Genomic DNA, 24,322 nt, shown 5'->3' with positions numbered 1-24,322 from the left:
CCCCAGAAAAGAATGATACAACAGCCTTTTTGTTCATCATTTGCAAGCATAAACCGAAAATTTCTCGATACAAGAAAGACCAAACCAGAAAGGAATTCCTACATCTGCAGCCCATGCGGGCAAATGCCAAAATTGGCGAAGGTCAAGTGGGTCTTTGAACAAGTCTTTTGTCGAATGTTGGAGCGCGCATATACCAGTAACGCAACATCCATTTCCTGAAAAGATGCATGCGACGTCTGACTTTCTTGAGCCATTTCCAAATGAATAGATCGACGTTATCCAAAGCTCGTTGGTTTCTTCGTAGCTCCATACTTCAGCGCCACTGAACCCTGCGTTGGCAAGTGTTTTCGCATGCGCGTACGCTTTCAGCTTCAGTCGAGCAGTTACTGCCTGTACAACGGGATCCGCCAAATAGTCACCACACCATGCAGAAATGTCTACGAATTGTCCATCGCCATGTAAATACCAATCGACCAAGAGTGCATCGGCGGAGGAGAACAGGCCCGAATGATCTACGCGCCGCACTGGATTCGAGCGGACGTATGCAAAAGTATTCGCGCCACCCAGAAGGCCAATCGCATCACTCTCAACATACCGGCCAGTCCCGGCCTCGTAATCCCGGAAATAGTTGTAGCCTAGTCCCGTCTCCGCATCGAAGTATTGCCCCGGAAACCTCAACCCCAGCACGAACTGCACCGAGTCCCCATCCGGATCCTGATTCGGCGTGCTGTTGCCAAACGTGTTCTGCAGGAAGTCCCACTTCCACACCACGACATTGCCGGTCGGCTTCACCACCTGCCTCGGCGTCCCGAGGTGATCGGTTTCGATGTAATACAGCACCCCGCCCTTCACCACGCCGACCGGGGTCGAGTCGAGATAAATGTATTCCGCCTGCGCGACACCGGTGCCGCTGTATTCGCCAATCAGCCGCCCGCCCTCGTCATAGGCGAACAAGGTCGTGGTCGGCGTGCCGCTCACCGTCACCGTCTTGCCGACGCGTTCGCCGCGACCGCTGATCGCGTAGCTCGCACTCATGGTGCCGTTGACCGCGCTGGTGAGGCGGTTGCGGTTGTCGTAGCCGAGGGTGAGCCCTGTTGCCGTACCGGTCTGCGTGTTGCCGTTGAGGTCGTAGGTGCGCGCGACGCCGCCGACGCTGGCAAGGTGGTGCGTGCCGGCGGCGTAGGAATAGGCCGTCGGTGACGCGCCATTGAGGCTCGCGCTCAGGCGATCGCCGGTCTTGTTGTAGGTGTAGCTTTCCACCGGGCCGCCGACACCGGTCTGCGCATCGGTCAGGCGGTATAGCGGGTCGTAACCGTAGACGCGGTCCGGGTGGATGCTCAGCGTTTCCTTCGCGCTCACGATGTCGCCCATCACGTCCACGCCGAGGTACAGCGTCAACGCGTTGCCGGGCGATGGCGTGCCGCTGATCGTGCTGATCGCGTAGTCCTGGTCGTAGTTCTTGGCCAGCGTGCGGCCGTTTCCGAAGGTCAGCACATTGAGGGGACCAAACGGGAAGTAGGTTGCATTGCTGATGACGTTCGTATTCTTGGCGCCCGTGGTGGTCGACCACTGCACCACGTTGACGCGACCGAGCGCATCGCGCGTGTAGGTTGCGACTCCCCCACTCGGATAGGTGACCGTCGCCAGCCGATCCGCAACCGTGTAGGTGTACTGCGTGACGAGGCTGACGCCATTGGCGACCTGCGTCTTCTTCAGCACATTGCCGCGACGGTCGTAGCAATACGTCGTGCTGCCCGAGGAATCGGTCATCCGGGTCAGGCGACCGAGCGGGAACGAGCCGCTGCAGCCGGTGGTGCCGTCGGCCTGGTCGTAGGCATAGGTGACGTTGAGGCTGGTGGTCGGATAGCCGATCGCGGTCAGCCGGTTCAAGCGGTCGTAGGTGTAGGTGCTGGTGACCCCGCGGTTGTCGGTCTGGCTGATGCGGTTGCCGGCGGCGTCGTAGGTGTAGCCGGTGTGGCCGGTGTCGGGGCTGTCGAGCGCGGTGAGGTTGTTGAGGCCGTCGTAGGTGTAGTTGGTGTTGAGGCCATCCGGATCGGTGACCTGGCGCAGGTTGTCGCGCGTGTCGTAGGTGTAGCCGGTGGTCGCGTTCTGCGTCGCCGGATCTGTACCAGCCAGGTTCTGGATCGTCGTCTTGAGGCGATTGAGCGGGTCGACGTCCTGCTCCGTGCGGATGCCGAGGCCGTCGTCCTTGAGGATGCGGTTGCCGTTGCCGTCGTAGCCATCGGCGATGCCGGATCCACCGATGCCGGCGGAGGTCTCGACCGGCACATTCGCCGCGTTGAGCACCTGGGTCAACTGGCCGAGCTGGTTGTAGACGCGATGCAGCTGGCGCTTGACCGCATTGGACGGATCCTTGACCTGCTCGACCTTGCGGTGGCCGGCAGCGTCGAGGCAGTCCGCGTTGCCGACGCCACCCGGGCAGTAGTCGATCGTGTTGGCGAGGTTGTCGTTGATCTTCAGCAATCGATGGGCGTCATCGTAGGTGTATTGCAGGTACGCGCCATCCGGCTGGGTCACCTTCGTGACATTGCCGACCGCGTCGTAGTCGATGTGCATCGTCGCGTCGCCCGCGCCGGGGGTTCCACTCGCACTCGCGCGCACGATGCGGTCGGTGAGCCAGCCACGCGCGTGGTAGGTGAAGTCGGTGTAGGTGCCGTTCGCGTCCTTCGTGCGCGCGACGCGGCCGTTCTTGTCGTAGCTGACGTATTCGGTGACCTGTCCGAGCGCGTTGGTGACTTTCCAGAGGTCGCCCTTGCGGTAGGTGCAGGCGCCGTTCGTGGCGCAGGTCGAATCGTCGGCCATGCGGTAGGTGTAGGTCGTGGTGTCATCGAGACCGCCCATGCCGGCATTCGTGGTCAGGCGCGCGCCATTGGTGGAGGTGACGAGGCCGACGAGTGGGCAAGCGCCTGCGGTGACGTCGGAGGCTTCGCAGTAGGTCGTTTTCGTCTGGCGCACGCCGGCGGGCGCATTCGTGGACGAGCCGCAGGTGTAGCTGTTGGCGCCGCTGACGGCGTTGTCGATCCCGCAGCGCGCGGTCGCCTGGCCGCGCGTGTTGTAGGTCCATTTCGTCAAGGATTCGATCGTTCCGAGATAGTTCTTGACAGTTCGCAGTGTCGGAACGCGGAAGCTCGAATCCCATGTGGTTTCCGTCGTTCGCTTGACGCCTGCATCTGGGCCGGATGCATTCGAGGCGTCAATCCGAGATGTCACGACCCCGCGGCTGTCGTAGGTGTAGTCGGTCTGGTTTCCACCTTCGACTCGTGTTTGCAAAAGTCCCGCGGAATCGTAGCTGTACGTTTTCTGCTGCGTCTGACAGCCGGTGCAGCTCGTCGTCACGACACGAGGACGAACCACTCCGGCCACGAGCACGTACTTCGTTTCCTGCGTGGCGCCCAACGGTTGCGTGACATTTGATCTGTTGTAGTCGCCTACAGCATCCGGCGGCAAGTAGGAGATTCCGTACGAATCGACGGATCCCGCCAGAGACGTTGCCGTTGCGCGCATGCTCGAGTCGTACCACGTCGTCGAGTGGCGCACATTGAGTTCGTCAATCTCCCCAGTCAGCAAACCCGCTGGCGACGCACCACTGTATGGCGACTCGTCATACAGATACTGCCGTGTCGAACCGCCGGGATAGGTCACAGTCGACAAGTCGGAGGACGTCGTGTATGCGAAACCGATCTGGTTTCCATCGGGTGTCTGCAGCGTTGAAAGCAAGCCCGCGGAGTTGTACGAGAATGTCAGCACGCGTCCATTGGGATCCGTGACGGTCGCGAGGCGCCCCGAGACGTCATAGGTGACCGACTGTTTCTTACCGGCGACGTCGAAGAGGCTGAGAAGGCGTCCATTGCTGTCAAACCACTCGCGACCACCCCATTCATCCTCTACTTGCCAAGCGGCGGAAGGATCGGGATTGACCGTAAGCTTGGTCTTCGATTCTCCGTCAGCGACCCATGGACCGCCTGGTAAAGCTTGCGTGAAATACACCCCCTTGCCGTCGGGCAGATGCACCGTGGCTACGGGCTTGAGCAATCCCTGGCTATGCAACTCGATCGACCACGAATATGTATGTGCGCGATGGCGGCCAACGATCGAGATGGGATAGTTGCCGGGCCACGAGTCGAGGCTGTTGTACGTCCATGAAAATCTCAGAGGAAAGATGCCAGTGCCCGCGAATTCCACCCTCGTTTCCGTCTTGTTGCCGACGCCCGGGTTCACCGGGTCCGCTACACACGGATCGGGACAGGAATGACCCGAGTTCTTGTCTGGAATCACTACCGACGGAATCAAGAAATGCTCTAGGGCAAACGGAACGGCCGTGTCCGGATAGTGAAAATAGAGGTTGCCCGCGTGATATCCAGGACCCCAGCCCCAGATGCAGAACTCATTAGGTGTATATCCGTGAAGTGTCGTGAAGGCACTGCATGCGTCCAACGCATCCTGCTGGTTACTGCAGCCGGAGTAGATCACCTGGTGGGTCGGATACGGCGCCCAGAACGAGTACTCGATGGAACAGCCCGCGAAAGACTGCTTTGACAGCAGCACGAATGCAGCCAACATGACCAGCTTCAATGCGGCTTTCACGGTTCACCCCGAGGCACGACGCGGACAAGAAGCATCGTATACGGGCAAATAAGTTATATATGTAGGACATTTGCTATCGACTTTCGAATCGTGACGGCGATCACACAACGCTCATCGTTCGCGTGCGGGACGCGTCCGCCGGCAATGAAGCACATGACGCCTTCAGAAATTCTCGTCAATCGAACCCATCGGCGAAGATCGTATCCCCCGCTCCGATCAACACGCAGTTGGAGAACTCCGAGGTCATCAGCGCAGGGATCACGGCCGTGGTCGAGAACGCGCGCGCGAGTGCGGTGAGGTGGCGGCCTGCGGGCAGGAACTGCGCCGCCTGGTTGAAGGCGGCATGGCCGGTCGCGTCGGTGGTCAAGCTTGCGAACGTGGACGGAAACAGGGTCTGGCCGCCGCCGGAGCCGCCTGCGTCGCAACTGTCGTTGAGATAGAAATGGATTTCGTAGGTGCTGTTCGGCACCGCGTCGATCGAGCCGGCGACGTGGCCGACCTGGCTGCCTGCGTCCGGCACGGCCGCGGTGAGGAATGGACGGTTGAGCAATTCGTTCGGCCCGGTGTCGGCGTCGCCCGCGTCGTTGGCATTCACGCCGACCGGTGCGAGGTCGAGTGCGAGGCCGCCGTTGTGGGCGCTCGACAGGTTGCCTGCATCGACGATCGCGGCGTCGTCGACGAACAGGCCGGCGCCGCCGTTGTTGGAAATCGCGGCGGCAGTCGGCGCGAACAGCAGGCGGCCGCCGACGGTGACGCCGGTGGCGTCGTTTGCGACGAGCACGCCATGTCCGCCATTGCCGAGCGGCTGGCCCGCGATGCCGATGCCGATGCCATTGCCGATCACCGCGGTGCCCGGAAACGGACTGTCGAGCACGGCGACGCCGTCGCCGAGATTGGCGCTGATCAGGTTGTCCTGGATCTGCGCGCCCGAGCTGTTCGCCGCCATCGTGATGCCGCGACCGGCGTTGGGCAGCGCGGCCGAACCGGTCGCATCCACGCCGATGTAGTTGTTGCGGATCGTGTGCGACTGCGACAGGCCGCTGCCGGAATCGGCCGAGATCGAGAACATGAGGATCGCGTCGTCGCCGTTGCCGGAGATCACGTTGCGCGACTGCGGACGCGGTGAACTTGGGCCGCCGTTCTGCAGCGTCTGGTCGCCGACCACGTTGACCACGCTGCTGGTGCCGAACACCAGCGCCGGGCGCGCGAGCGCGATGCCGTTGCCGCGCGCGTGCGTGCCGGTGACGTCGGTACCGATGTAGTTGCCCTGGATGAGCACGCCGCCGCTGTTGCAGAACTGTCCGACCGGGCACGTCTCTTCGCCCATCGAGATCGCGGCGCCCGCGAAGCGGTTGATCACGAGTCCGCTGAAGCGGCTGGTGTTGCCGGGACACAGGCCGGACCCGGGTATCGCCGCGCCGACGACGAACGCGTCGGTGTTGCCGGCGAAACTTCCGTCGAGTTCGATCGCGATCACGGCATTGCTGCCGGTGAACGCGGTGTTCTCGCTCGATCCCGGCTGCGAGTAGCCGTCGAACGTGATCGGGATCCGGATCGTCGGCAATGGCGACAGGGGCTGGATCGTGTGTGGCGCCGCGCCGGCGATGTTGAACGTGATCGTGTGCCGCGCGCACTGGCTGCCCGCGGTGACCTGGTGCGCGTTGGCGTCGAGGATCGCCTGGCGCAGGCTGCCGGCACCGCTGTCGGCGGTGTTGGTGACGACGTATGTATCCGCCATCGCGGACATGCAGCCGATGCCCAGCAGCGCGGCGGCGACATGGCGCGTGAAGGTACGGGGTGCACGGCGTGTCGTCGCGCGAACGCGTGACGCAGGAAATGGACAATCACTCATCGGGATGTTCCGTGCAGCGGTACGAAGTGGATTCGCGCGGGAGCCGTCGAAGCACCGGTCCCGGCACGCTTGCAGGCAGGGATGACCTGCAAGCGCGCCGGTGCTGCGCTCAGCGCAGCATGACCAGCATCTCGATCTCGCCGGTGGCGCTGTCGAGTTTCTGCATCGCCTTGCCGATCACGGTGCCGGGTGCCGGCATCGCGGGTGCGCGCATCGCGCGACCCGGCCGCGACGAGGAGACGAGCAGGTCGCCGGCGCGGATCGGGCCGTTCTCCGACGTCACCTTCACCGGCACGCGGCCACTCAGCGCGAGCCGCGGCATGCCCTTAGCGGCGGATTCTTCCGCGGTCGTCGTGTTGAGCGACACGCCGGGCCTGGTCGAAATCACGCCGCCGACGGAATGGCTGTTCGGGCGCGACGACAGGCGGAACGATTGGCCGTCGTCTTCGTCGATCTCGACGACGTCGCCGGGTTCCAGCTTCTCGCTGAAGGGCACGTACTCGGCGACGTCGGCGCCACCGGCGTTGTAGTCGCCGTTGGCGAACACCGAACCGTTGCCGTTGACGCGGAACACGTCGGTCGAGGGCGTGCCGGAACTCGCGATGATGAGGTTGCCGATCGTGTCGTTGCGGATGTTCATCACGCTCTGGCATGCGCCGGCGCTGTTGCACGAGATGCTGTCGGTCGCGAGCAGGCCGCCTTCGGCCCACACGCCGGTGCTGCCGACGCCATGCACGCCGATGTTGCCGAGGCCGCGCACGCCGTCGCTGTTGGTGCTGGTGCCGCGCACGCCCGCGCTGCTGGTGCTTTCACCGTTGACGCCGGGGCCGCCGGGCGAGCTGCCGGCGACCGCCGAGAAGCCGGAGTTGCTCGTGATGACGCCCTTGATCGCACTGCCGCCATCGGCATTCTCGATCTGGAACGACGGCGCGGAACCGGTGTTGACGACGCGCGCGAACGGCATCGGCAGGCCCATCGCGTACGGTGCCGCGGTCAGCGCCTGGCGCGGCGCGAGCGTGGTGTAGCTGCCGCCGCCGGCATGGCGCACGTGCACCTCGATCCATTTGACCTGGCCGTTGTAGGTGGCCGCGCCGAAGTCGACGAGCGTGTTGACGAGGCCGCCATTCACGACCACGCCGGTCTTGGTGACGGTCTGCACCGCGCTGCCGCCGGAGGCGACCGTGAACAGCGCGAACTCGAAATCATACGCGCCGCTGGCGGGCACGCCGGCATCGGCGAACGTGCCCTGGTAGGTGATGGCGGAACCGAGCGTCTGCGCGGACGCGCTGCCGGCGGCGGCGAGGAACATGCAGGCGACGAGCGTCGCGCGGACAAGTGGGGAAACACGCATGGTGCACTCCTTGGAAAAGGTCGAAAGGGTGTAATCAGAAGGAATCGAAACCGTTGGCGAATATGACGTCGCCGAGCAGGCCGCCGACCGGTGCCCAGAACCCGTCGACGATGACGAAGCCCGCGCCGGACAAGGTCGACGTGGCGGCCTGTCCGATCGTGCTGCTGATCTGGAAATTTCCGCCGGCGATGGGGCTGCCGCCGCCCGCGATGACGACGGCCTTGATGTCGTAGGGGCCGCCGCTCGACTGCGCATGCGCCTGCAATGCGAACGCACTGCCGAGTGACCATGCGACCAGGGCCGCCCACGTACTCATTTGCTTCATTGCCGATCTCCTCTCGATGCGCTTCCTGCAAGCCGCGTTGGGGGCCGTCCGGGCGCCGGGGGAAGCGCATCGGAACGGTCTACCCTGTTGGAACCGCAAAGCGCGCCGGATCCGGCCATCGGCGCAGCCGACGGCAGCGGGGGCACGGCGGGTTGGGTATCATCCGGGCATGACTGGAGTGGACCCCGCGGTTCCGAGCGATCCGGTGCACTGGGATGCGACGCTGTCGCCGGACGTGTGCGTGCTCGCCGATCGCCTGATGCCGCTGTTCCACGCCGACCTCAAGCGGCTCGCGCATCGCGAGCGTGGCCGGGTCAGTGCCGGTGCGACGCTGCAGACGACGGCGCTCGTGAACGAGGCCTACCTCAAGTTGCGCGGGAGCAAGGGCTGGAACACCGACGAACATTTCCTGCGCGCGGCCGCGCTCGCGATGCGCCATGCGCTGGTCAGCCACGCCGTCGCGAAGCTGGCGGAGAAACGTGGCGACGGCGCCGTGCACGTGCCGATCACCGCGGCCCTCGACGTCGCCGCCGACGACGACGCGACCCTGGTCGCGCTGAACGATGCGCTCGCCCGACTCGCCAAGGATTCGCTGCGCCTGGCGCAGGTGGTCGAATGCCGCTACTTCGCCGGTTACGACGACGCCGAAACGGCGCGCGCGCTCGACATCTCCGAACGAACGGTGCGGCGCGACTGGACGCTCGCGCGCGCCTGGCTGCACCGCGAACTCGCGGATGCGGGCTAGCCGACGCCTGCGGCGATCGATTCAGCCCCGACGTTGCGCCAGCGCCATCTGCAGGTCGCGCAGCGGTGCGCGGTACTGCTCGCCGAGGTCCTTGTGCGACGCGTGGATCGCCGCCGCGGCGGCGGCCAGCGCCTGCGCGGGCGCCACGTCGCCGAGCGCGAGATCGCAGCGCGCCAGCGCGATCTCGGCCTCGGCAATCTTCGGGCTTGCCGGCGCGAACAGTTTCTCGCGCGCCGCCAATGCGCTTTGCAGATGCGGCGCCGCGGATGCGGCCTGGTCCTGGGCCAGCAGCGCGGCGCCTTCGATGAATTCGCTGCGCAGCAAGTACAGGCCGAGCCACTCGGCGAGGCCGCTGCGTTCGATGCGCTCGCGCACGCCGCGCGCGAGCGCCGCCGCTGCCGCGTTTCCACCCGCCGCCAGCTCCACTTCGGCGGCGGCGAGGTCGTGGTCCATCGCGGTGAACGAGACCGCGGACTTTTCCGCGGGATCGACGAAGACGTCGTCGAGCAACGAACGCGCCGTTTCGAGCTGGCCTTGGGCGAGCGCAAGGCGCAGGCGCACGAGGACGTTGTAGTTGGTGCGCGTCGTGCGCGGCTTCACGCCGTTGGCGGTCTTGATCCGGCTCGCTTCATCGAGCGACGCGGCGGCTTCGTCGTAGCGGCCAAGCTCGATCGCACCCGCTGCATTCGTTTCGAGCACGGTGGCGAGATAGGTCGTCGCCGCACGGTGTGCGCGTCGGTTTGCGAGCGCCGCCGCGAGGTCGGTCATGCCGGCCTCGGGCAGGCCGAAGCGCACCAGCGCCGACCCGTGTTCCATCAACGCGAGCGGCACGTGGTCGGGGTCTTCCGCGCCGCGGATCGCGAGTGCGCGGTTCTTCGCGCTGAGCAGCAGCGCGAGCCCTTCCTGCGTCTTGCCCGAATCGAACAGCAGGCGGCCGAGGCGCAACTCCGTTTCGAGCGTGTCGACGTGGTTGTCGCCATTCACCGCGACGGCCATCTGCAGCGCGAGCCGCGTGCTCGCTTCGGCCGCCGCGATGTCCTGGCTGCGGTACTGGTATTGGCCAAGATAGGCGTAGTAGCGCGGCAGGCTCGGGTTGGGCGATCCATCGACGCTGCGCGACACCTCGATCGCGCGCGACAGCGACGCGATCGCCTCGTGGTCCTGGCCGACGGCGTGCTCGCCGAGGCCGCGCACGAACAGCGACTCGGCCAGGTTTGCCGACGGTGGTCGTGCTTCGAACAGGCGTACCGCTTCCTGCGCGGACGCGAGCGCCTTGCCCGGATCGCTGCCGTAGTAGTGTTCGGACAGTTTCTGCAGCAGCAAGCCGCGCACGACCGAGGAATGGTCGCCGGCGCGATCGAGGATCGCGCTCGCCTGCGCGAGCAGCTTCTCGCGTTCGCCAGTATCGCTCTTCGTGTAGTGCATCGAGCCGGCGAGTTCGAGCAGCGCGCCCGCGACGTCGGGCGAATCGTCCCCATGCAGGCTGCGCGCGAGGTCGACCGCCTGGCGGCGCAGGCGCACCGACTCGTCGTCGAGCGCGAGGTCGTCGTACAGCTGCCCGAGCAACTTGAGTACGCCGAGCTTCGCGGCCGGCGCATCGCCCATCGACGTCTCGATCTTCTTCGCGCCGAGGTCGAGCAGCTCGCGCGCGGTCGTCATGCGCGCCTTGACCGGATCGTCCTGGCGGCTCGTGTTGGCGCGGAACAGGTCGCCGATGAAGGTCTGCACCGCGGCGGACGTGCGCGCCTGCGTTTCCGCGCGCCGCGCCTGCCAGAGCGTTCCCGCGAGCCCCGCGCCGAGCGCAAGCACGAGGGCGGCGGTCGCCGCGACGGCCCATCGGAAACGATGCAGCAGGCGGCCCGCGACGTACAGGCGCGCGCCTTCGCGCGCGGCCACGGGTTCGTTGCGCAGGTGCCTATCGATGTCGCGCGCCAAGCCGACCACGGTTTCGTAGCGATGCGCCGGTTCCTTGCGCAGGCATTTGGCCACGATCGCATCGAGATCGCCGGCAATCTGCGCCGCCGGCACCGGCGAGGCCGGGTTGTCACGTGCGACCTGGCTCGGCGCCGGCGCGGTGCGATCGAGCAACACCTTGAGCACCTGCGTCGACGGCAGTCCGCGCGTGCGCAGCGGCAAGGTGTCGGTGAGGAGTTCGAACAGGACGACGCCGAGCGCGTACACATCCGTCGCCGTCGTGACCGCCTCGCCGACCAGTTGTTCCGGTGCGGCGTAGTCGGGCGTGAACGGCGCGACCGTCAGGTCGGCGTCGGCATTCGTCGCGCTCGCGTCGAGCAACTTGGCGATGCCGAAGTCGAGCAGCTTCACGTTGCCGCCCGCATCGACGAGGATGTTCGCCGGCTTCAGGTCGCGATGGACGACGAGGTTGCGGTGCGCGTAGGCGACCGCGGCGCAGACCTGCGTGAACAATGCCAGGCGTTCGCGCAATGACGGCCTGCGTGCGCGGCAGTAGTCGGCGAGCGACTGTCCGGCGACGTGCTCCATCACCGTATAGGGGCGGCCATCCGGCGCGACCCCGCCATCCAGCAGCCGCGCGATGCCCGGATGCTCGAGCTGCGCGAGGATGCTCCGTTCCGAATGAAAGCGTTGCAGCTCGCCCGCAGCTTCGAAGCGCAGCAGTTTCAGCGCGGCGCGCTGCTCGAAGCCGCCGTCCGCGCGAGTCGCCGCATAGACCTCACCCATGCCGCCGCGACCGATCAGATTGCCGATCCGCCAGCCGCCGACGCGCGTGCCGTCGGCCAGCGAAGGATGCACCGCCGCTCCGGCGGCCATGCGCGGCGCGAAATCCAGCGGCCCGGGCGAATCATGGGCACGCAGCAGCGCCTCGACTTCGGCGCGGAGTCCGGCGTCGTCGCAGGCGGCCGCGAGGAATGCATTCCGCTGGTCCGTCGCGATGTCCAGAGCCCGCGCGAACAGCTCTTCTACCCGGCTCCATCGATCCTGGTGCAAGGGCCTCTCCGGCCAAGGCGGTGACGTCGATTGTGCACCGGTTTGCAGCGGGCCGGCCGCGACGTCATCGATTCAGGATCGAGGCATTGCCAGCGACTCTGGCCGCGTTGCGGGCCATGTCGACTATGATCGGCGTCTCTTCTAGGGAGGATCGGACATGGGTGTGGACGGCAAGCGCATCGCCATCACGGGTGGATTCGGCACGCTCGGTGCGAGCGTCGTACAGGTCGCGCGCGCGGCCGGCGCGCATGTCGTCGCGATCGACCGCGCCGACGCCGCGCCGCAGGCGCTCAAGGATGCCGGCGTGCATGCCGTCGGTGGCGTCGACCTGTCCGATGCGGACGGCGCGCGCAAGGCGATCGATGCGGCCGTGCAGGCGCTCGGCGGACTCGACGCACTCGTCAACATCGCCGGCGCGTTCCGCTGGGAGACACTCGCCGGCGGCAGCGTCGATACCTGGGACCTGCTCTACCGCATCAACGTGCGCACCGCCGTCTGTGCGAGCAAGGCGGCGCTGCCGCACCTGCGCCAGAGCAAGGCCGGTCGCATCGTGAACATCGGCGCGAATGCGGCGAGCAAGGCCGCCGCCGGCATGGGTGCGTACGCCGCGTCGAAGGCCGGCGTGATGCGTTTGACCGAAGCGCTCGCGGAAGAACTCAAGGACGCGAACATCACCGTCAACGCGATCCTGCCGAGCATCATCGACACGCCGCCGAATCGCGCCGACATGCCGAAGGCGGACTTCGACAAATGGGTGAAGCCGGAGCAGCTGGCGGACGTGATCCTGTTCCTCGTCTCCGATCGGGCATCCGCAATCACGGGCGCGCTGCTGCCGGTTACCGGCCGCGTGTGACGACCGGCGGCTTGCCTGCAGGGACACCGTCGCCGACCGGCACATGAACGCACCGGGAAATGCGCGTTTACCGTCGGCGCCGGCATGACGTATCGTTTGCGCGACTGGATGACGCGGAGTGCCCATGCGCAATACCGATGAAGCGGAACGCCAACGCGTGCTCGACATGTACCGCATCGTCGACACGCTGCCCGAGTCCGCGTACCAGGACATCGTGCAGCTTGCCTCGACGCTGTGCGACACGCCGATCGCGCTGCTCACGCTCATCGACCGCGACCGCCAGTGGTTCAAGGCGAGTCACGGCCTCGAAGGGACGCAGACGCGACGCGAGGACGCGTTCTGCGCGCGTGCGATCGAGGCACCGTCGGACCTGATGGAGGTGCCGGACGCGCAGCAGGATCCGCGCTTCCTCGCCAACCCGTACGTGACCGGCGCCCCTCATGTGCGCTTCTACGCCGGCATGCCGTTGGTGGCTCCGGGTGGCGAAGCGATGGGGACGGTGTGCGTGATCGACGAGGTGCCGCGCCGGCTCGACGAGCGGCAGCGCAAGGGCCTCGCGGCGCTGTCTCGCCTGACCATGACGCTGCTCGACGCGCGCCTGCACGAACGCGAACTCGAACGCGCGGTGGCATTCGCCGAATCCGCCGCGGCGCATCCGGGCGAGCCGTTCACGGTGATGATCCTGCAGGTCCAGGGCATGCCGGAGGCGGTGGCGCGCATGGGCGACCGCGCGGTCGAACGCCAGCTGCAGGCGCTCGAACAGCGCTTCGGCGCCGTGCTCAAGGCCCGCAGCGGCGACAGCGTGAACCGGACCACGGACAGCCCCGATTTCATCGCGGTGCTGCATGCGGGCGCGCAGGAGACGGAGCGTCGCCTGCGCGAGTGCGCCGAGACCTTCACGCGCGAGGGCGGCATGACCGTGTTGTGCGCGAGTGTGACGGCGGAAGCGCCCGACGATCGCATCGAGCGGGTGTATCTGCGCGCGGACGAAGCGCTCACGCGCCTCAAGGACGAAGCCGCAGCGGCGGCGGCCTAGGCCACGCGATCGCGCGAGCCTGTACCGCGGATGTCCGTAAACCGGCGCCACTAATACGCCGTTCAATGCGGGAAGCCTCCAATCGGCTCCTTCGATCGGAGGAGTACGTCATGAGCAAGACACCGCAGGAACTCGAAACCCGCTTGTGGAAAGCGCTGCAGTCCGACCGCACCGTGATGCTCGGGCTCTCGGCTGCCGAAGATGGCCACACGCGCCCGATGACCGCGATCATCGAGGACGGTCACGGTCCCGTGTGGTTCTTCACGAGCCGCGACAACGCGATGGTCAACGCACTCGGCGGCGGCGCGCGCGCAGTCGCCGCCTTCTCGTCCAAGGGCCATGACCTGTTCGCGAGCATGCAGGGAACGCTTTCGATCGACCAGGATCGCGCCGTGATCGACCGCCTGTGGAACCCGTTCATCGCCGCATGGTTCGAAGGCAAGGATGACCCGCGACTGGTCCTGCTGCGACTCGACGCCGACCAGGCGGAAGTCTGGCTCAACGAGAACAACCTCGTCGCCGGCGTGAAGATGCTGTTCGGCGTCGACCCGCGCAAGGACTATGCGGACAAGGTTGCGAAGGTCGACTTGCACCACCATTGATCGCAGGCGTGCGCGACGCGACGCGTCGTACGACTTCAGGCTTGCATAGCGCCGGACGCCGGTTGTGTGGGCGTCCGGCTGTGTGTAGCGTGACCGCATTGGAGCCGCAGCGGCTTCGATGATCGTCTGCGCCCGTGCCCGATCCCCGCGACTACCAACGCTTCCTGAAGGCCGCCGCATCGGACAAGACGACGATGCGCGGCCTGCAGCACCTGCTGCCGGCACCACCCCCCGCGGCGCGCTTGTGGAGCCAGGCCGCGCTGATCGTCGCGAGCAGCGTGGTGCCGCTGGTGCTGTGGCTCGCGGGTCGGCTCGCGCCGGTCGACGTGATCCTGCTGTACCTCGCCGAAGGCTGCGCGTACGGCCTCGCCGTGATCGCGCGCGTGCTCGTGACGGCGGCAGCGCCGACGGACGGCAAACGACCGCGCGTGCTCACTGCGCTGCGCTACGCGATCCACCTCGCGCTGCTGTGGGGCGGGCTCGGGCTCGGCCTGCTCGAATGCATCGCGCCGAAACCGGATGCGTCGTCGATGCACGACTGGCTGGCGGCACTGCTGCTGCGGTTCGCGCAGGCGCCGATGGCGCTCGCCGCGCTGGGCACGACCGCGTTCCTGCTGCTCGATGTCGTGCGGCGCGGCGACTACATCGATGCCTATCTCGACTTCGGTCCACGCGAGACCGCTCGCTACGGATTCACCTACCCGTTCGCGCTGATCTTCCTGCTCGGCAGCGCGCTGCTCGTCGGCGTGTTCGTGCTGCACACCGATGACGCGTTCGTGCAGCACGGCACGCCGCTCGTCGCACCCGCATTCTTCGCGTTTTGGTTGATCGGCTGGCGCCTCTTCATGCAACTCTCGAACCTCACCTTGCCGGTCTGGGGTCGCGGCCTTGGCCGTTTCGAGGAACGCGTCGCGCGCGCGGTCGGCGAGCCGCCGGCGAACGAGGACGGCGGCTGAGTCCTGCCGCAACCCCGCGCCGCGCCCTGCCGCGTTACTTCTCCGCACACCACCGGAGGAGGTACGACCATGGCGACCCGCGCAGCCGACCATCATCCGCAACCCGACTGGCAGCGCATCGCGGCGCTGAGCACGAGTTTCCTGATGCACGCGGCGGCGGCGCTCGTGCTGGCGATTCCGCTGGCGATGCAGGCCCAGCGACCTGCGGCGACGATCGTCGAGGCGACCATGCACAGCGAGCCGCTGCCGTTGCCGCCGATTCCGCCGGAGCAGAAGCCGTTGCCGCGCACGACGCCGGCGCATCGCGCGGCGCAGCGCCCGACGCCGGTGCCCACGGTGCCGCAGCGGAGCGAGGTGCAGGCTCCCGCCACGCCGTCGCCCCCGGTCGACATCACGCCGGTCGCGAGCACGCCGATCGACGCACCCGTTGCCGGCATCGGCGGCGGTGCCGGCGAAACGCGCCAGCTCGCCTACGACGGCGCGCTGAAACTGCGCTACCCGGTGGCGTCGCTGCGCCAGCGCGAGCAGGGTCGCGTGCTGCTGAGCGTGCTCGTCGATGCAAACGGCAACGTGCAGCGCATCGAGATCGCGCGCAGCTCGGGCCATGCGGGCCTCGACGCAGCGGCGCGCGACGCGGTGCGCAACGCACATTTCAAGCCGGTACTGGAGAACGGCAAGGCGACCGCGGCGTGGGGGCTGGTGCCGATCGAGTTCCGCCTTGAGTGCGTGTAGGCCAAGAGCATCGCGGCTTCCGCCGCTCCCACAACAGCACGCCGATGCGACGCTGCAGCCCGCCGCTTCGCTGTGGGAGCGCCGGAAGGCGCGATGCTCTCCCTGATGGCCAAAGCATTGCGGCTTCCGCCGCTTCCACAACAGCACGCCGATGCGACACTGCAGCCCGCCGCCATGCTGTGGGAGCGCCGGAAGGCGCGATGCTCTCCTTGATGGCCAAGGCATTGCGGCTTCCGGCGCTCCCACAACAACGCGCCGATGCGACGCTGCAGCCCGCCGCTTCGCTGTGGGAGCGCCCCGAGGCGCGATGCTCTCCTTGATGGCAAAGGCATTGCGGCTTCCGCCGCTTCCATGACAGCGCGGGCGTTGCCGCAAACGGCTAGAGTGCGGGATCCCGGAACACGGAACGGCACCCAATGGATCTGCATCAACTCTGGTACGTCGTCGCCACGATCCTCGTCGTCGTCGGCCTGATCGGCACGGTACTGCCGGCGCTGCCCGGTGTACCGCTGCTGTTCTGCGGCCTGCTGCTCGCAGCATGGACGGACGGCTTCGCGCACGTCGGCGCGTTCACGCTGTTCGTGCTCGGCGTGCTGACGGTGATCGCGATCGGCATCGACTTCATCGCCGGCGTGCTCGGCGCGAAGAAAGTCGGTGCGAGCCGCTACGCGGTGATCGGCGCCGCGCTCGGCACCCTGCTCGGCCTGTTCTTCGGCCTGCCCGGCCTGCTGCTCGGGCCGTTCGTCGGCGCGCTCGTCGGCGAACTCGTCGCCGGCGGAACCCTGCGCAAGGCGACCGGGGTCGGGGTCGGCGCGTGGCTCGGCTTCCTGCTCGGGGCGGTCGCCAAGCTCGCGATCTGCTTCGCGATGCTCGGCCTGTTCGCGTTCGCGTTCTTCACCTGACGGAAGAGCGGAACGAGGGCTCCGGGTGGACTCTCAGCCGAGCGAGAGATGCGCGATCGCCGCTTCGCTTTCTTCGCGGCGGGTATCGTCGAAGGCGGTGACGTCGATGCGCTCGATCGTGGCCGGATCCAGACAGTGCACGTTGACGTCGAACCCGTCCGGGTTCGAGCGCGGCACGTAGAAACTCTTGATGCCGCAATGGCGGCAGAAGCGGTGCCTGGCGGTACCGGTGTTGAACGTGTATTCGGTCAGCGCATCGGCACCGGCGAGCAGGTGGAAACGCGTGGCCGGAACGATCAGGTGCAGGAATCCGCTCATGCGGCAGATCGAGCAGTTGCAATCGAGCGCCTCGATCACCGCCGGGGCCTCGACTTCGAAGCGCACCCGGCCGCAGTGGCAGCCGCCGCGATGCACGACGAAGGCGGCATCGCTCATGCGCGCGGCAACACGTAGAAAAGCACTGCGAAGAACTGCAGCACGCTGCCGAGCAGCACGAACGCATGCCACAGCGCGTGGTTGAACGGCAGGCGCCTGCTCAGGTAGAACGGCACGCCGAGCGTGTAGGCAGCGCCGCCGCCGAACAGCAGCCACAACCCCGCGGGCGCGATGCTCGCGACCAGCGGCTTGAGTGCGATCAGGCCGACCCAGCCGAGACCGACGTACAGCGACGCCATGATCTTGCGGCTCTTCACGCCGGCGAATTCGAGCGCGATGCCGGCGAACGCAAGCGTCCACACGATCGCGAACAGCGACCAGCCCCACGCGCCACGCAGGCTGATCAGCGCGAACGGCGTGTAGGTGCCTGCGATGAGCAGGAAGATCGCGGCGTGATCGAGCACGCGCAGCACCGGCTTCGCGCGTTCGTGCGGAATGCCGTGGTACAGCGTCGAAGCGGTGTAGAGCAGGATCAGGCTGGCGCCATACACGCACACGCTCGCGACATGGCGTGCATCGCCTGCACGCGCGGCGACCGCGACGAGCGCCGCGAGTCCGGCGATGCTCAGCACGATGCCGAGCCCGTGGATCAGGCTCGAGGCGAGTTCCTCGCTGGCGCTGTAGCGCGGCGCGATCGACGCGGTCATCACGGACTCCGACGGTGCATGGCGCACCGCAACATGAGCCACCGTACCGCAACCCGCCGCGCGTGCCAACCGTCGCCGCTCAGCGGCGCCGGATCGTGAACTTGCCGAACGCGACGCCGATGTCCCAGCCGGTGCCCTTGCCCGACAGCGCGAGCGAAACCGGCCCCTTGGTCAGCGCCTGCGCTTCGGCCGATTTCGCCGCGCCCGCGTGCGCACCGGCGCTCGCATAGGCGCCGAGCACGTCCTCGATGTCGTAGACCTCGGTGAACTTGCCGAGGCCATCGTGGATTTCCGATTTGCCGAACGTGAGCCCGCCGCCCTTCGCCTCGATCGTCACGCGCATCGTGTCGCCGTTGCTGCAGGTGATCGTGCCTTCGCCGGAGGCTTCCTTGTAGAACACCGACCAGCCGGACAGCGAGAAACGCATCCGGCAATCCAGGTCTTTCGCCGCCTGCGCCGGCGCCGACACGGCGACCAACAGCAGCAAGGCGACGGCGATGCGGGCATGGGCGTGCATGGGAGCCTCCAGCGGATTCGGAATGAAGCGATTGTCGCGAATCAGGCGCGACAAAGCACGCGACGCCGTAAGCTATGGCTTCCGCACTACCGGAGCATGTCATGTCGAATGCAGCGAATTGCCCGTTCGACCTGCTCGTCCACCTGCGACGCACCGATGCGCTCGGCGCGGCCGGTGCGGTCGGTCTGGCGCTGGCGCGGCGACTCGACGCGTGGACGACCGGTCTGCACGTGGTGCCGATGGCGCCGGTCGCATTCGCCTCGCCGGAGGCGGTCGCGCTGTACGTGAACGAGGCGGATGCGGCGTACCGCGACGCCCTGCAGCGCACGCCGTTCTGGCAGGCCGCGCTCGATGCGCACGGCGTGCACGGCGAGTGGCAGGTCGGACAGGGCGACGTGGTCGAGTCGTTGTGCCATGCCTCGCGCTGGAACGACCTCGTGGTGGTCGAGCGGCCGCAGCTCAATCCGGACGCGCCGATCGGCTGGGGCACGGTGTCGCGCACGGTGTTCGGCGCGACAGCGTCGGTCGTGGTGGTGCCGGACAGCGCGATGGCGACGACGGTCGGCCAGCGCATCGCGGTGGCGTGGAATCGCAGCCGCGAAGCCGCGCTGGCGATCCGCGGTGCGCTGCCGTTGCTCGCGCGCGCGGAATCGGTACAGGTGTTCGAGGGCGAACCGAGCGAGAATCCGCTCGGCCTGCGCAACCTGCCGAACGTCGACCTGCGCGCATGGCTGGCACGGCGCGGCATCGATGCCACCATGGTCCCGTTCGGCGCACGCAGCGCTATCGGCGCCGCCTTGCTCGACGCCGCGCACAAGATGGACGCGGACCTGATCGTGATGGGCGCATGGGGCCACTCGCGCATCACCGAGCTCGTGCTTGGCGGCACCACCCGGCATCTTTTCCAGCACAGCGACCTGCCACTGCTGGTCGCGCATTGACGGCGACATGAGTGCGACCATTCCACCCATACCCGAACTCGTTGGCGCACGGGTGCGCCTGCGCGCACTCGCTGCGCACGACGCAAACGCGTTGTTCGCGCTGCATTCCGATGAGCGCGTGATGAAGTACTGGAGTTTTCCCGCCTGGACAGAGCGCACGCAGGCGGTCGCGCACATCGAGCGGATGGCACGCGAGCGCACGCAGACGGAGTTCTATCCGTGGGTCGCGACGCTGCCGGGCGACGACAACCTTGTCGGCACCTGTTCGCTGTTCGGTGTGGATCGCGAACACCTGCGCGGCGTGATCGGCTACGCCCTTTCGCCGGCGCTGTGGGGACGCGGACTCGCCAGCGACATGCTCGCGCTCGCGCTCGACCACGCGTTCGACGGCATCGGACTCAATCGCATCGAGGCCGACATCGATCCGGAAAACGTCGCCTCGTGCAGGCTGGTCGAACGCGCCGGCTTCCAGCGCGAGGGCTACCTGCGCGAACGCTGGCGCGTCGGCGGCGGCGTGCAGGACACCGCGTTGTATGGCTTGTTGCGCAGCGATCGAAGCGTGTAGGCCGGTCGAGCGCCAGGCGCGAGTGCCGCCGCACGTCGCGACACATCCTTTGCGGCGGCAAGCGCCTTGCGCGTACCGCCCTGCGTCGTTCGCGAGGGTCAGGCAGATGATGCCGATCACGTAGGGCGGGTCGAGCGCGAAGCGCGAGTCCCGCCGCACGTCGCGACGCATCCTTTGCGGCGGCACGCGCCCTGCGCGTACCGCCCTACTTCACTTTGCGTTCGCGAGCGTCAGCGTCATGTCGAGCATGCGGTTGGAGAAGCCCCACTCGTTGTCGTACCACGACAGCACCTTGACGAGGGTGCCCTCCATCACGCGCGTCTGGGTCGAGTCGTAGATCGACGACAGCGGGTTGTGGTTGAAGTCGACCGACACGAGCGGTTTGGTGTTCACGCCGAGGATGCCCTTGAGCTTGCCGTTCGCGGCTTCGTTGACCGCGGCGTCGATCTCGTCCTTGCTGGTCGCGCGCCTGGCGACGAACGAGAGATCGACCACCGAGACGTTGATCGTCGGCACGCGCATCGCGAAGCCGTCGAGCTTGCCGTTGAGTTCCGGCAGCACGAGGCCGACCGCGGCGGCGGCGCCGGTCTTGGTCGGGATCTGCGACATCGTCGCCGAGCGCGCGCGGCGCAGGTCGGAGTGGTAGACGTCGGTGAGCACCTGGTCATTGGTGTAGGCGTGGATCGTGGTCATGAGTCCATGCACGATGCCGATCTTCTCGTGCAGCACCTTGGCCAGCGGCGCGAGGCAGTTGGTCGTGCACGACGCGTTCGAGATGACTTCGTGGCTCGCCTTGATCTGTTCGTGGTTGACGCCGTAGACGAAGGTGCCGTCCACGTCCTTGTCGCCGGGTGCCGAGATGATGACCTTCTTCGCGCCGGCGGCGATGTGCGCGCCCGCCTTCGCCTTGCTGGTGAACAGGCCGGTGCACTCGAGCACGATGTCGACGCCGAGCTCCTTCCACGGCAGCTTCGAAGGATCGCGCTCGGCGCAGACCTTGATGCGATCGCCGTTGACGACGAGGTCGCCGCCGTCGACCGACACGTCGCCCGGGAACTTGCCGTGCGCGGTGTCGTACTGGGTCAGGTGCGCATTCGTTTCCGCATTGCCGAGGTCGTTGATCGCAACGATGCGGATCTCGTTCGTGCGCTTGCCTTCGTACAGCGCGCGCAGCACGTTGCGGCCGATGCGGCCATAGCCATTGATCGCGACTTTCACAGCCATGAAACAGCTCCTTCGGGAGGGTGCGGAATGCGGAACGCGCATTCTAGCGGCCCTGCGCCATCAGCGAACAGGGCCGCTTCCCGGGAGCCAATCCGCGGTTCAGTCGTCGTCGCTGAAGCGGTAGTCGATCGGCACGAGGATCGTCGAGGCAGTCGCTCGGCCATCGACAAGCGCCGGATTGAACGACCATTTTCGGACCGCGGCGATCGCCGACTCGCCAAGCGCCGCCTCCGCTTCGGGCGGGTCGGCCTTTGCGACCGCGACGTCGCGCGGCTGGCCCTGCTCGTCCACTTCGACGCGCAGGTCTAGGTGGCCTTGCTGGTGCGCTGCGATCGCCTCGGGCGGATAGGCCGGCGGGAACATCGTGCGGAACGTTACGTCCTCGCTGGCCGGGCGCGTGGCACCGGACTGCGCGGAGATGCGCCAGTCGGCGGGATGCAGGAACAGCGTCGAGTCCAGGCGCAGGTAGTCCGGCGAACCGCGCTCGCCGATCTCGATGAAGCTCGGCTCGCCCTCGGCGAGGACGAGCGACGGGCGCGCGACGATGCGGCCGCCGCGCGTGAAGGTCGCGACGAGTGCAATGCCTTTCGGGTCGCGGGCCGCGACGAAATCTCCGTGCCATGCATTGGCATCGTTGCCACTGTCGACGGAGAAGACTTCGCCAAGCCGGGCGACGAAGCGCAGGTTCGACACCTCGCTGTCGCCGATGGCGACGGTAAGACGAGCATCTATCTGTTCCGCGCCGGGATCGGACGATCCTGCGGTGCGTGGTGCCTGTGCGGCCCAGGCCGCGTAGCCTCCGCCGCACCCGAATGCGGCGACGAGGATGATGCCGAGCGCGCGCACTGCGCGTGACGGCTTGGTCTGTTTCAACATGAGGAGTCGCTCCTTGAAGGGATGTCGTGAGGGCCAACGACAACCGACGGGCAGGCGAAACTCCTGTCGCGCCTGTACCGCCAGTTGCGTCTTCAACATTGCGCCGGCGTAGGCCGCGCGCGCTTCCGGAAAGTGGTCGATCACCGCCGCGTCGCACGCGAGTTCCTGGTCGTAGCGGAACCGCGCGGCAGCGAAATGGACGATCGGGTTGAACCAGTGCAGGCAACGCAAGGCCGCGACGACGGCGTTCACGATCGCGTCGCCACGCGCGAGGTGCTGGCGTTCATGGGCAAGGATCAGCCGGCGTTCGCGCGCATCGTAGCGATTGACGAAATCCGCCGGCACGACGATGCGCGCGCGCCAGGCGCCGACCAGCGCGGGTCCGGCGTCGCCACTTGCCGCGCGCATGACGCGCGCGCCGGCGCGGCGGAGGTCGCCGAGCGATCGCAGGTAGCGAAGCTGCTGCGCGGCGAACGTCGCTGCAGCGACGACGACGCCGACAAGCCAGGCCGCGAGCAGCCACGGGCGCGGATCGAATGCCGCGATGGCCGGCGCGGACAACGGTGCGGCAGCGAGCGCGACTGCGCGCAACGCCGGTGCCGGCGGCGCGATCGGCGCGATCGGCGCGGGCAGCAGCGCGGCGAGCACGATCGCGGGAACCACGACCCATGCCGCGTAGGCGATGCGCGCGCCAAACGCGTTTCGCAACGGCACGCGCAGCAGGAGAACGAGTGCGCACGCGAACGTCGCGACGAGCGCGAGCCTCATGCCGACCATCCATGCCTCAGCGATCACGTTCGAGCTCCTCGATCAGCGCGCGGATTTCCGCAATGTCCTTCCGGCTGAGCTTGCTGCGCTCGGAAAAGTGCGCGACGAGGGGGGCGATGCGCCCGCCGTAGAGGCGATCGAGCAGGCTCTTGCTTTCGACGTGCACGTAATCGGCACGCTTGAGCAGTGCGCGATAGAGGTAGCGGCGGCCGTCACGCTCGGCGGCGATCGCGCGCTTCTTCAGCAACCGGTTGAGCAGGGTCTTGACCGTCGCCTCCTGCCAGCCCTGCGCCTGCGCGGTCGCGGCGACGATGTCCTCGGCGCTTTGCGCGCCCTCGCGTCGCCAGAACGCCTCCATCACGATGCTTTCCGCTTCACTGATACGCATTCGATTACATCCATAAACGATTGGATGAATTTACACCCGTAATCGCCAAAGTCAAGCGTTCCTCCACCGCGCGCCGGCGTTGCAAGGCCCGCGCACGCCGGATGCGCTACGCTGCTCCTTCACCGCGCGGACCGCCCGATGTCGAACACGCCTGTCGTCCACAGCATCCATCACCCGACCAGCGGCACGTGGACGCACGTGATCGCCGATCCCGCGACCGCCAGGGCGGCGCTCGTCGATCCGGTACTCGACTTCGACGCGGCCTCGGGCCGCATCGGCACGCAACCGGCGGCGGAGCTGCTCAAGCGCATCGGTGAACTTGGCCTCGAGGTCGAGCTGATTCTCGAGACGCACGCGCATGCCGATCACCTCAGCGCCGGTGCGTGGCTGCGGGAGCGCTGCGGCGCACCGCTCGCGATCGGCGCCGGCATCGTCGAGGTGCAGCGCACGTTCCAACGCCGGCTCGCGCTCGATGACGGCTTCGTCGCCGATGGTTCGCAGTTCGATCGCCTGCTGCGCGATGGCGACCGCTTGCGCATAGGCTCACTGGATCTGCATGTGATCGCCACGCCGGGGCATACGCCCGACAGCCTCAGCTACCTGGTCGGCGACGCCCTGTTCGTCGGCGACACGCTGTTTGCCCCGGCGGCCGGAACCGCGCGCTGCGATTTCCCCGGCGGCAGCGCGGCGACGTTGTATCGCTCGATCCGCCGCCTGTACGCGTTGCCCGACACCACGCGCGTGTTCCTGTGCCACGACTATCCGGCAAGCGGCAACGCGGCGCTTGCGCAGTCCAGCATCGCGGACGAGAAGAGCGGCAACACGCAGTTGCGCGCGGACACCGCGGTCGCTGCCTATGTCGAAGTACGCGAACGGCGCGACGCCACCTTGCCGGTGCCGAAGCTGTTGTGGCCGGCAATCCAGTTCAACATCCGTGGTGGCCGCCTGCCTGCAGCCGACACCGATGGCCGTGTGTTCTTCAAACTGCCGATCGACTTCGATGCGGAGTAATCGCCGGGGCGCGCTGTGGTTCGT

21 protein-coding genes and 1 pseudogene are annotated in these 24,322 nt (G+C 67.0%); 10 read left to right on the top strand and 12 right to left on the bottom strand.

The genetic code is table 11. The features are described 5' to 3' along the window. Nucleotides 1-36 precede the first annotated feature (36 nt). From ACILRJ_RS15615 to ACILRJ_RS15595, 5 genes and pseudogenes are all read right to left on the bottom strand, one after another. On the bottom strand, nt 37-3,093 hold the full coding sequence (locus ACILRJ_RS15615) for an RHS repeat-associated core domain-containing protein (RefSeq protein WP_395684150.1): 3,057 nt from the start codon (nt 3,091-3,093) through the stop codon (nt 37-39). A 918-nt stretch (nt 3,094-4,011) separates the two neighbouring features. Further along, a pseudogene (locus tag ACILRJ_RS15610) lies at nt 4,012-4,581 on the bottom strand (DUF6531 domain-containing protein); the annotation flags it as partial. A 199-nt stretch (nt 4,582-4,780) separates the two neighbouring features. Then, a complete protein-coding gene (locus ACILRJ_RS15605) occupies nt 4,781-6,457 on the bottom strand; it encodes a right-handed parallel beta-helix repeat-containing protein (RefSeq protein WP_395684126.1) in 1,677 nt (558 codons plus the stop codon). Nucleotides 6,458-6,566: 109 nt separating this feature from the next. Continuing rightward, nucleotides 6,567-7,808 carry a hypothetical protein gene (locus ACILRJ_RS15600; protein WP_395684125.1) on the bottom strand — a complete coding sequence of 414 codons (1,242 nt, stop codon included), beginning with the start codon at nt 7,806-7,808 and terminating at the stop codon, nt 6,567-6,569. Between the two features lie 34 nt (nt 7,809-7,842). Continuing rightward, the gene (locus ACILRJ_RS15595) at nt 7,843-8,133 is read right to left on the bottom strand and encodes a hypothetical protein (RefSeq protein ID WP_395684124.1); all 291 of its coding nucleotides are present in this window, start codon (nt 8,131-8,133) and stop codon (nt 7,843-7,845) included. Between the two features lie 169 nt (nt 8,134-8,302). Between ACILRJ_RS15595 and ACILRJ_RS15590 the strand changes: the two genes are divergently transcribed. After that, nucleotides 8,303-8,878 (top strand): ECF-type sigma factor, encoded by a 576-nt coding sequence (locus ACILRJ_RS15590; RefSeq protein WP_395684123.1) that lies wholly within the window; start codon nt 8,303-8,305, stop codon nt 8,876-8,878. A gap of 21 nt (nt 8,879-8,899) precedes the next feature. On the opposite strand, the gene ACILRJ_RS15585 is transcribed toward ACILRJ_RS15590, so the two are convergent. Beyond that, nucleotides 8,900-11,845, bottom strand: coding sequence for a protein kinase domain-containing protein (locus tag ACILRJ_RS15585; protein WP_395684122.1), 2,946 nt, complete (start codon nt 11,843-11,845; stop codon nt 8,900-8,902). 157 nt (nt 11,846-12,002) lie between these two features. Here ACILRJ_RS15585 and ACILRJ_RS15580 point away from each other — a divergent pair, with 157 nt between their 5' ends. The 6 genes from ACILRJ_RS15580 to ACILRJ_RS15555 all read left to right on the top strand — a co-directional run bounded on the left by ACILRJ_RS15580 (nt 12,003) and on the right by ACILRJ_RS15555 (nt 16,926). Continuing rightward, entirely contained in the window at nt 12,003-12,698 is a 696-nt protein-coding gene (locus ACILRJ_RS15580) for an SDR family NAD(P)-dependent oxidoreductase (RefSeq protein WP_395684121.1), read from the top strand. Between the two features lie 124 nt (nt 12,699-12,822). Further along, nucleotides 12,823-13,734: a GAF domain-containing protein gene (locus ACILRJ_RS15575; RefSeq protein WP_395684120.1), complete on the top strand. Its 912-nt coding sequence runs from the start codon at nt 12,823-12,825 to the stop codon at nt 13,732-13,734. A gap of 110 nt (nt 13,735-13,844) precedes the next feature. Continuing rightward, a complete protein-coding gene (locus ACILRJ_RS15570) occupies nt 13,845-14,336 on the top strand; it encodes a pyridoxamine 5'-phosphate oxidase family protein (protein WP_395684119.1) in 492 nt (163 codons plus the stop codon). Nucleotides 14,337-14,470: 134 nt separating this feature from the next. After that, nucleotides 14,471-15,292: a DUF6498-containing protein gene (locus ACILRJ_RS15565; protein ID WP_395684118.1), complete on the top strand. Its 822-nt coding sequence runs from the start codon at nt 14,471-14,473 to the stop codon at nt 15,290-15,292. A gap of 69 nt (nt 15,293-15,361) precedes the next feature. Beyond that, entirely contained in the window at nt 15,362-16,024 is a 663-nt protein-coding gene (locus ACILRJ_RS15560; protein ID WP_395684117.1) for a TonB family protein, read from the top strand. Between the two features lie 416 nt (nt 16,025-16,440). Beyond that, nucleotides 16,441-16,926, top strand: a complete 486-nt coding sequence (locus tag ACILRJ_RS15555; RefSeq protein ID WP_395684116.1) for a DUF456 domain-containing protein — start codon at nt 16,441-16,443, stop codon at nt 16,924-16,926. 33 nt (nt 16,927-16,959) lie between these two features. Here the strand turns inward: ACILRJ_RS15555 and ACILRJ_RS15550 are convergent, their stop codons facing one another. The 3 genes from ACILRJ_RS15550 to ACILRJ_RS15540 all read right to left on the bottom strand — a co-directional run bounded on the left by ACILRJ_RS15550 (nt 16,960) and on the right by ACILRJ_RS15540 (nt 18,525). Continuing rightward, the gene (locus tag ACILRJ_RS15550; RefSeq protein WP_395684115.1) at nt 16,960-17,361 is read right to left on the bottom strand and encodes a GFA family protein; all 402 of its coding nucleotides are present in this window, start codon (nt 17,359-17,361) and stop codon (nt 16,960-16,962) included. Next, the gene (locus ACILRJ_RS15545; RefSeq protein ID WP_395684114.1) at nt 17,358-18,008 is read right to left on the bottom strand and encodes a hemolysin III family protein; all 651 of its coding nucleotides are present in this window, start codon (nt 18,006-18,008) and stop codon (nt 17,358-17,360) included. Before ACILRJ_RS15545 ends, ACILRJ_RS15550 begins: the two co-directional genes overlap by 4 nt. A gap of 79 nt (nt 18,009-18,087) precedes the next feature. Beyond that, on the bottom strand, nt 18,088-18,525 hold the full coding sequence (locus ACILRJ_RS15540) for a hypothetical protein (protein WP_395684113.1): 438 nt from the start codon (nt 18,523-18,525) through the stop codon (nt 18,088-18,090). Between the two features lie 101 nt (nt 18,526-18,626). Between ACILRJ_RS15540 and ACILRJ_RS15535 the strand changes: the two genes are divergently transcribed. Next, entirely contained in the window at nt 18,627-19,466 is an 840-nt protein-coding gene (locus tag ACILRJ_RS15535; protein WP_395684112.1) for a universal stress protein, read from the top strand. A 7-nt stretch (nt 19,467-19,473) separates the two neighbouring features. Beyond that, complete coding sequence (locus ACILRJ_RS15530; RefSeq protein WP_395684111.1) at nt 19,474-20,031, top strand: GNAT family N-acetyltransferase; 558 nt, start codon at nt 19,474-19,476, stop codon at nt 20,029-20,031. Between the two features lie 210 nt (nt 20,032-20,241). Here the strand turns inward: ACILRJ_RS15530 and gap are convergent, their stop codons facing one another. From gap to ACILRJ_RS15515, 3 genes are all read right to left on the bottom strand, one after another. Further along, nucleotides 20,242-21,255: a type I glyceraldehyde-3-phosphate dehydrogenase gene (gap, locus tag ACILRJ_RS15525; RefSeq protein WP_395684110.1), complete on the bottom strand. Its 1,014-nt coding sequence runs from the start codon at nt 21,253-21,255 to the stop codon at nt 20,242-20,244. A gap of 99 nt (nt 21,256-21,354) precedes the next feature. Next, nucleotides 21,355-22,926 carry a TonB family protein gene (locus ACILRJ_RS15520; RefSeq protein ID WP_395684109.1) on the bottom strand — a complete coding sequence of 524 codons (1,572 nt, stop codon included), beginning with the start codon at nt 22,924-22,926 and terminating at the stop codon, nt 21,355-21,357. Further along, complete coding sequence (locus ACILRJ_RS15515) at nt 22,916-23,287, bottom strand: BlaI/MecI/CopY family transcriptional regulator (RefSeq protein WP_395684108.1); 372 nt, start codon at nt 23,285-23,287, stop codon at nt 22,916-22,918. Before ACILRJ_RS15515 ends, ACILRJ_RS15520 begins: the two co-directional genes overlap by 11 nt. Before the next feature lie 138 nt (nt 23,288-23,425). On the opposite strand from ACILRJ_RS15515, the gene ACILRJ_RS15510 reads away from it, so the two are divergent. Continuing rightward, entirely contained in the window at nt 23,426-24,298 is an 873-nt protein-coding gene (locus tag ACILRJ_RS15510) for an MBL fold metallo-hydrolase (RefSeq protein ID WP_395684107.1), read from the top strand. The last annotated feature ends 24 nt before the right edge of the window (nt 24,299-24,322 follow it).

The organism is Dokdonella sp. (assembly GCF_044227025.1).
Classification (GTDB): Bacteria; Pseudomonadota; Gammaproteobacteria; order Xanthomonadales; family Rhodanobacteraceae; genus Dokdonella_A.
The sequence above is the reverse complement of the archived record's forward strand: the minus strand, read 5'-3'. Positions and strand labels throughout refer to the sequence as shown.

Coding starts and splice junctions, on each gene's coding strand:
- ACILRJ_RS15605 (WP_395684126.1), bottom strand. CDS start 6,457: ATGAGTGATTGTCCATTTCCTGCGTCACGCGTTCGCGCGACGACACGC.
- ACILRJ_RS15535 (WP_395684112.1), top strand. CDS start 18,627: ATGTCGAATGCAGCGAATTGCCCGTTCGACCTGCTCGTCCACCTGCGA.
- ACILRJ_RS15510 (WP_395684107.1), top strand. CDS start 23,426: ATGTCGAACACGCCTGTCGTCCACAGCATCCATCACCCGACCAGCGGC.
- gap (WP_395684110.1), bottom strand. CDS start 21,255: ATGGCTGTGAAAGTCGCGATCAATGGCTATGGCCGCATCGGCCGCAAC.
- ACILRJ_RS15595 (WP_395684124.1), bottom strand. CDS start 8,133: ATGAAGCAAATGAGTACGTGGGCGGCCCTGGTCGCATGGTCACTCGGC.
- ACILRJ_RS15580 (WP_395684121.1), top strand. CDS start 12,003: ATGGGTGTGGACGGCAAGCGCATCGCCATCACGGGTGGATTCGGCACG.
- ACILRJ_RS15530 (WP_395684111.1), top strand. CDS start 19,474: ATGAGTGCGACCATTCCACCCATACCCGAACTCGTTGGCGCACGGGTG.
- ACILRJ_RS15575 (WP_395684120.1), top strand. CDS start 12,823: ATGCGCAATACCGATGAAGCGGAACGCCAACGCGTGCTCGACATGTAC.
- ACILRJ_RS15550 (WP_395684115.1), bottom strand. CDS start 17,361: ATGAGCGATGCCGCCTTCGTCGTGCATCGCGGCGGCTGCCACTGCGGC.
- ACILRJ_RS15545 (WP_395684114.1), bottom strand. CDS start 18,008: ATGACCGCGTCGATCGCGCCGCGCTACAGCGCCAGCGAGGAACTCGCC.
- ACILRJ_RS15555 (WP_395684116.1), top strand. CDS start 16,441: ATGGATCTGCATCAACTCTGGTACGTCGTCGCCACGATCCTCGTCGTC.
- ACILRJ_RS15540 (WP_395684113.1), bottom strand. CDS start 18,525: ATGCACGCCCATGCCCGCATCGCCGTCGCCTTGCTGCTGTTGGTCGCC.
- ACILRJ_RS15515 (WP_395684108.1), bottom strand. CDS start 23,287: ATGCGTATCAGTGAAGCGGAAAGCATCGTGATGGAGGCGTTCTGGCGA.
- ACILRJ_RS15570 (WP_395684119.1), top strand. CDS start 13,845: ATGAGCAAGACACCGCAGGAACTCGAAACCCGCTTGTGGAAAGCGCTG.
- ACILRJ_RS15560 (WP_395684117.1), top strand. CDS start 15,362: ATGGCGACCCGCGCAGCCGACCATCATCCGCAACCCGACTGGCAGCGC.
- ACILRJ_RS15600 (WP_395684125.1), bottom strand. CDS start 7,808: ATGCGTGTTTCCCCACTTGTCCGCGCGACGCTCGTCGCCTGCATGTTC.
- ACILRJ_RS15590 (WP_395684123.1), top strand. CDS start 8,303: ATGACTGGAGTGGACCCCGCGGTTCCGAGCGATCCGGTGCACTGGGAT.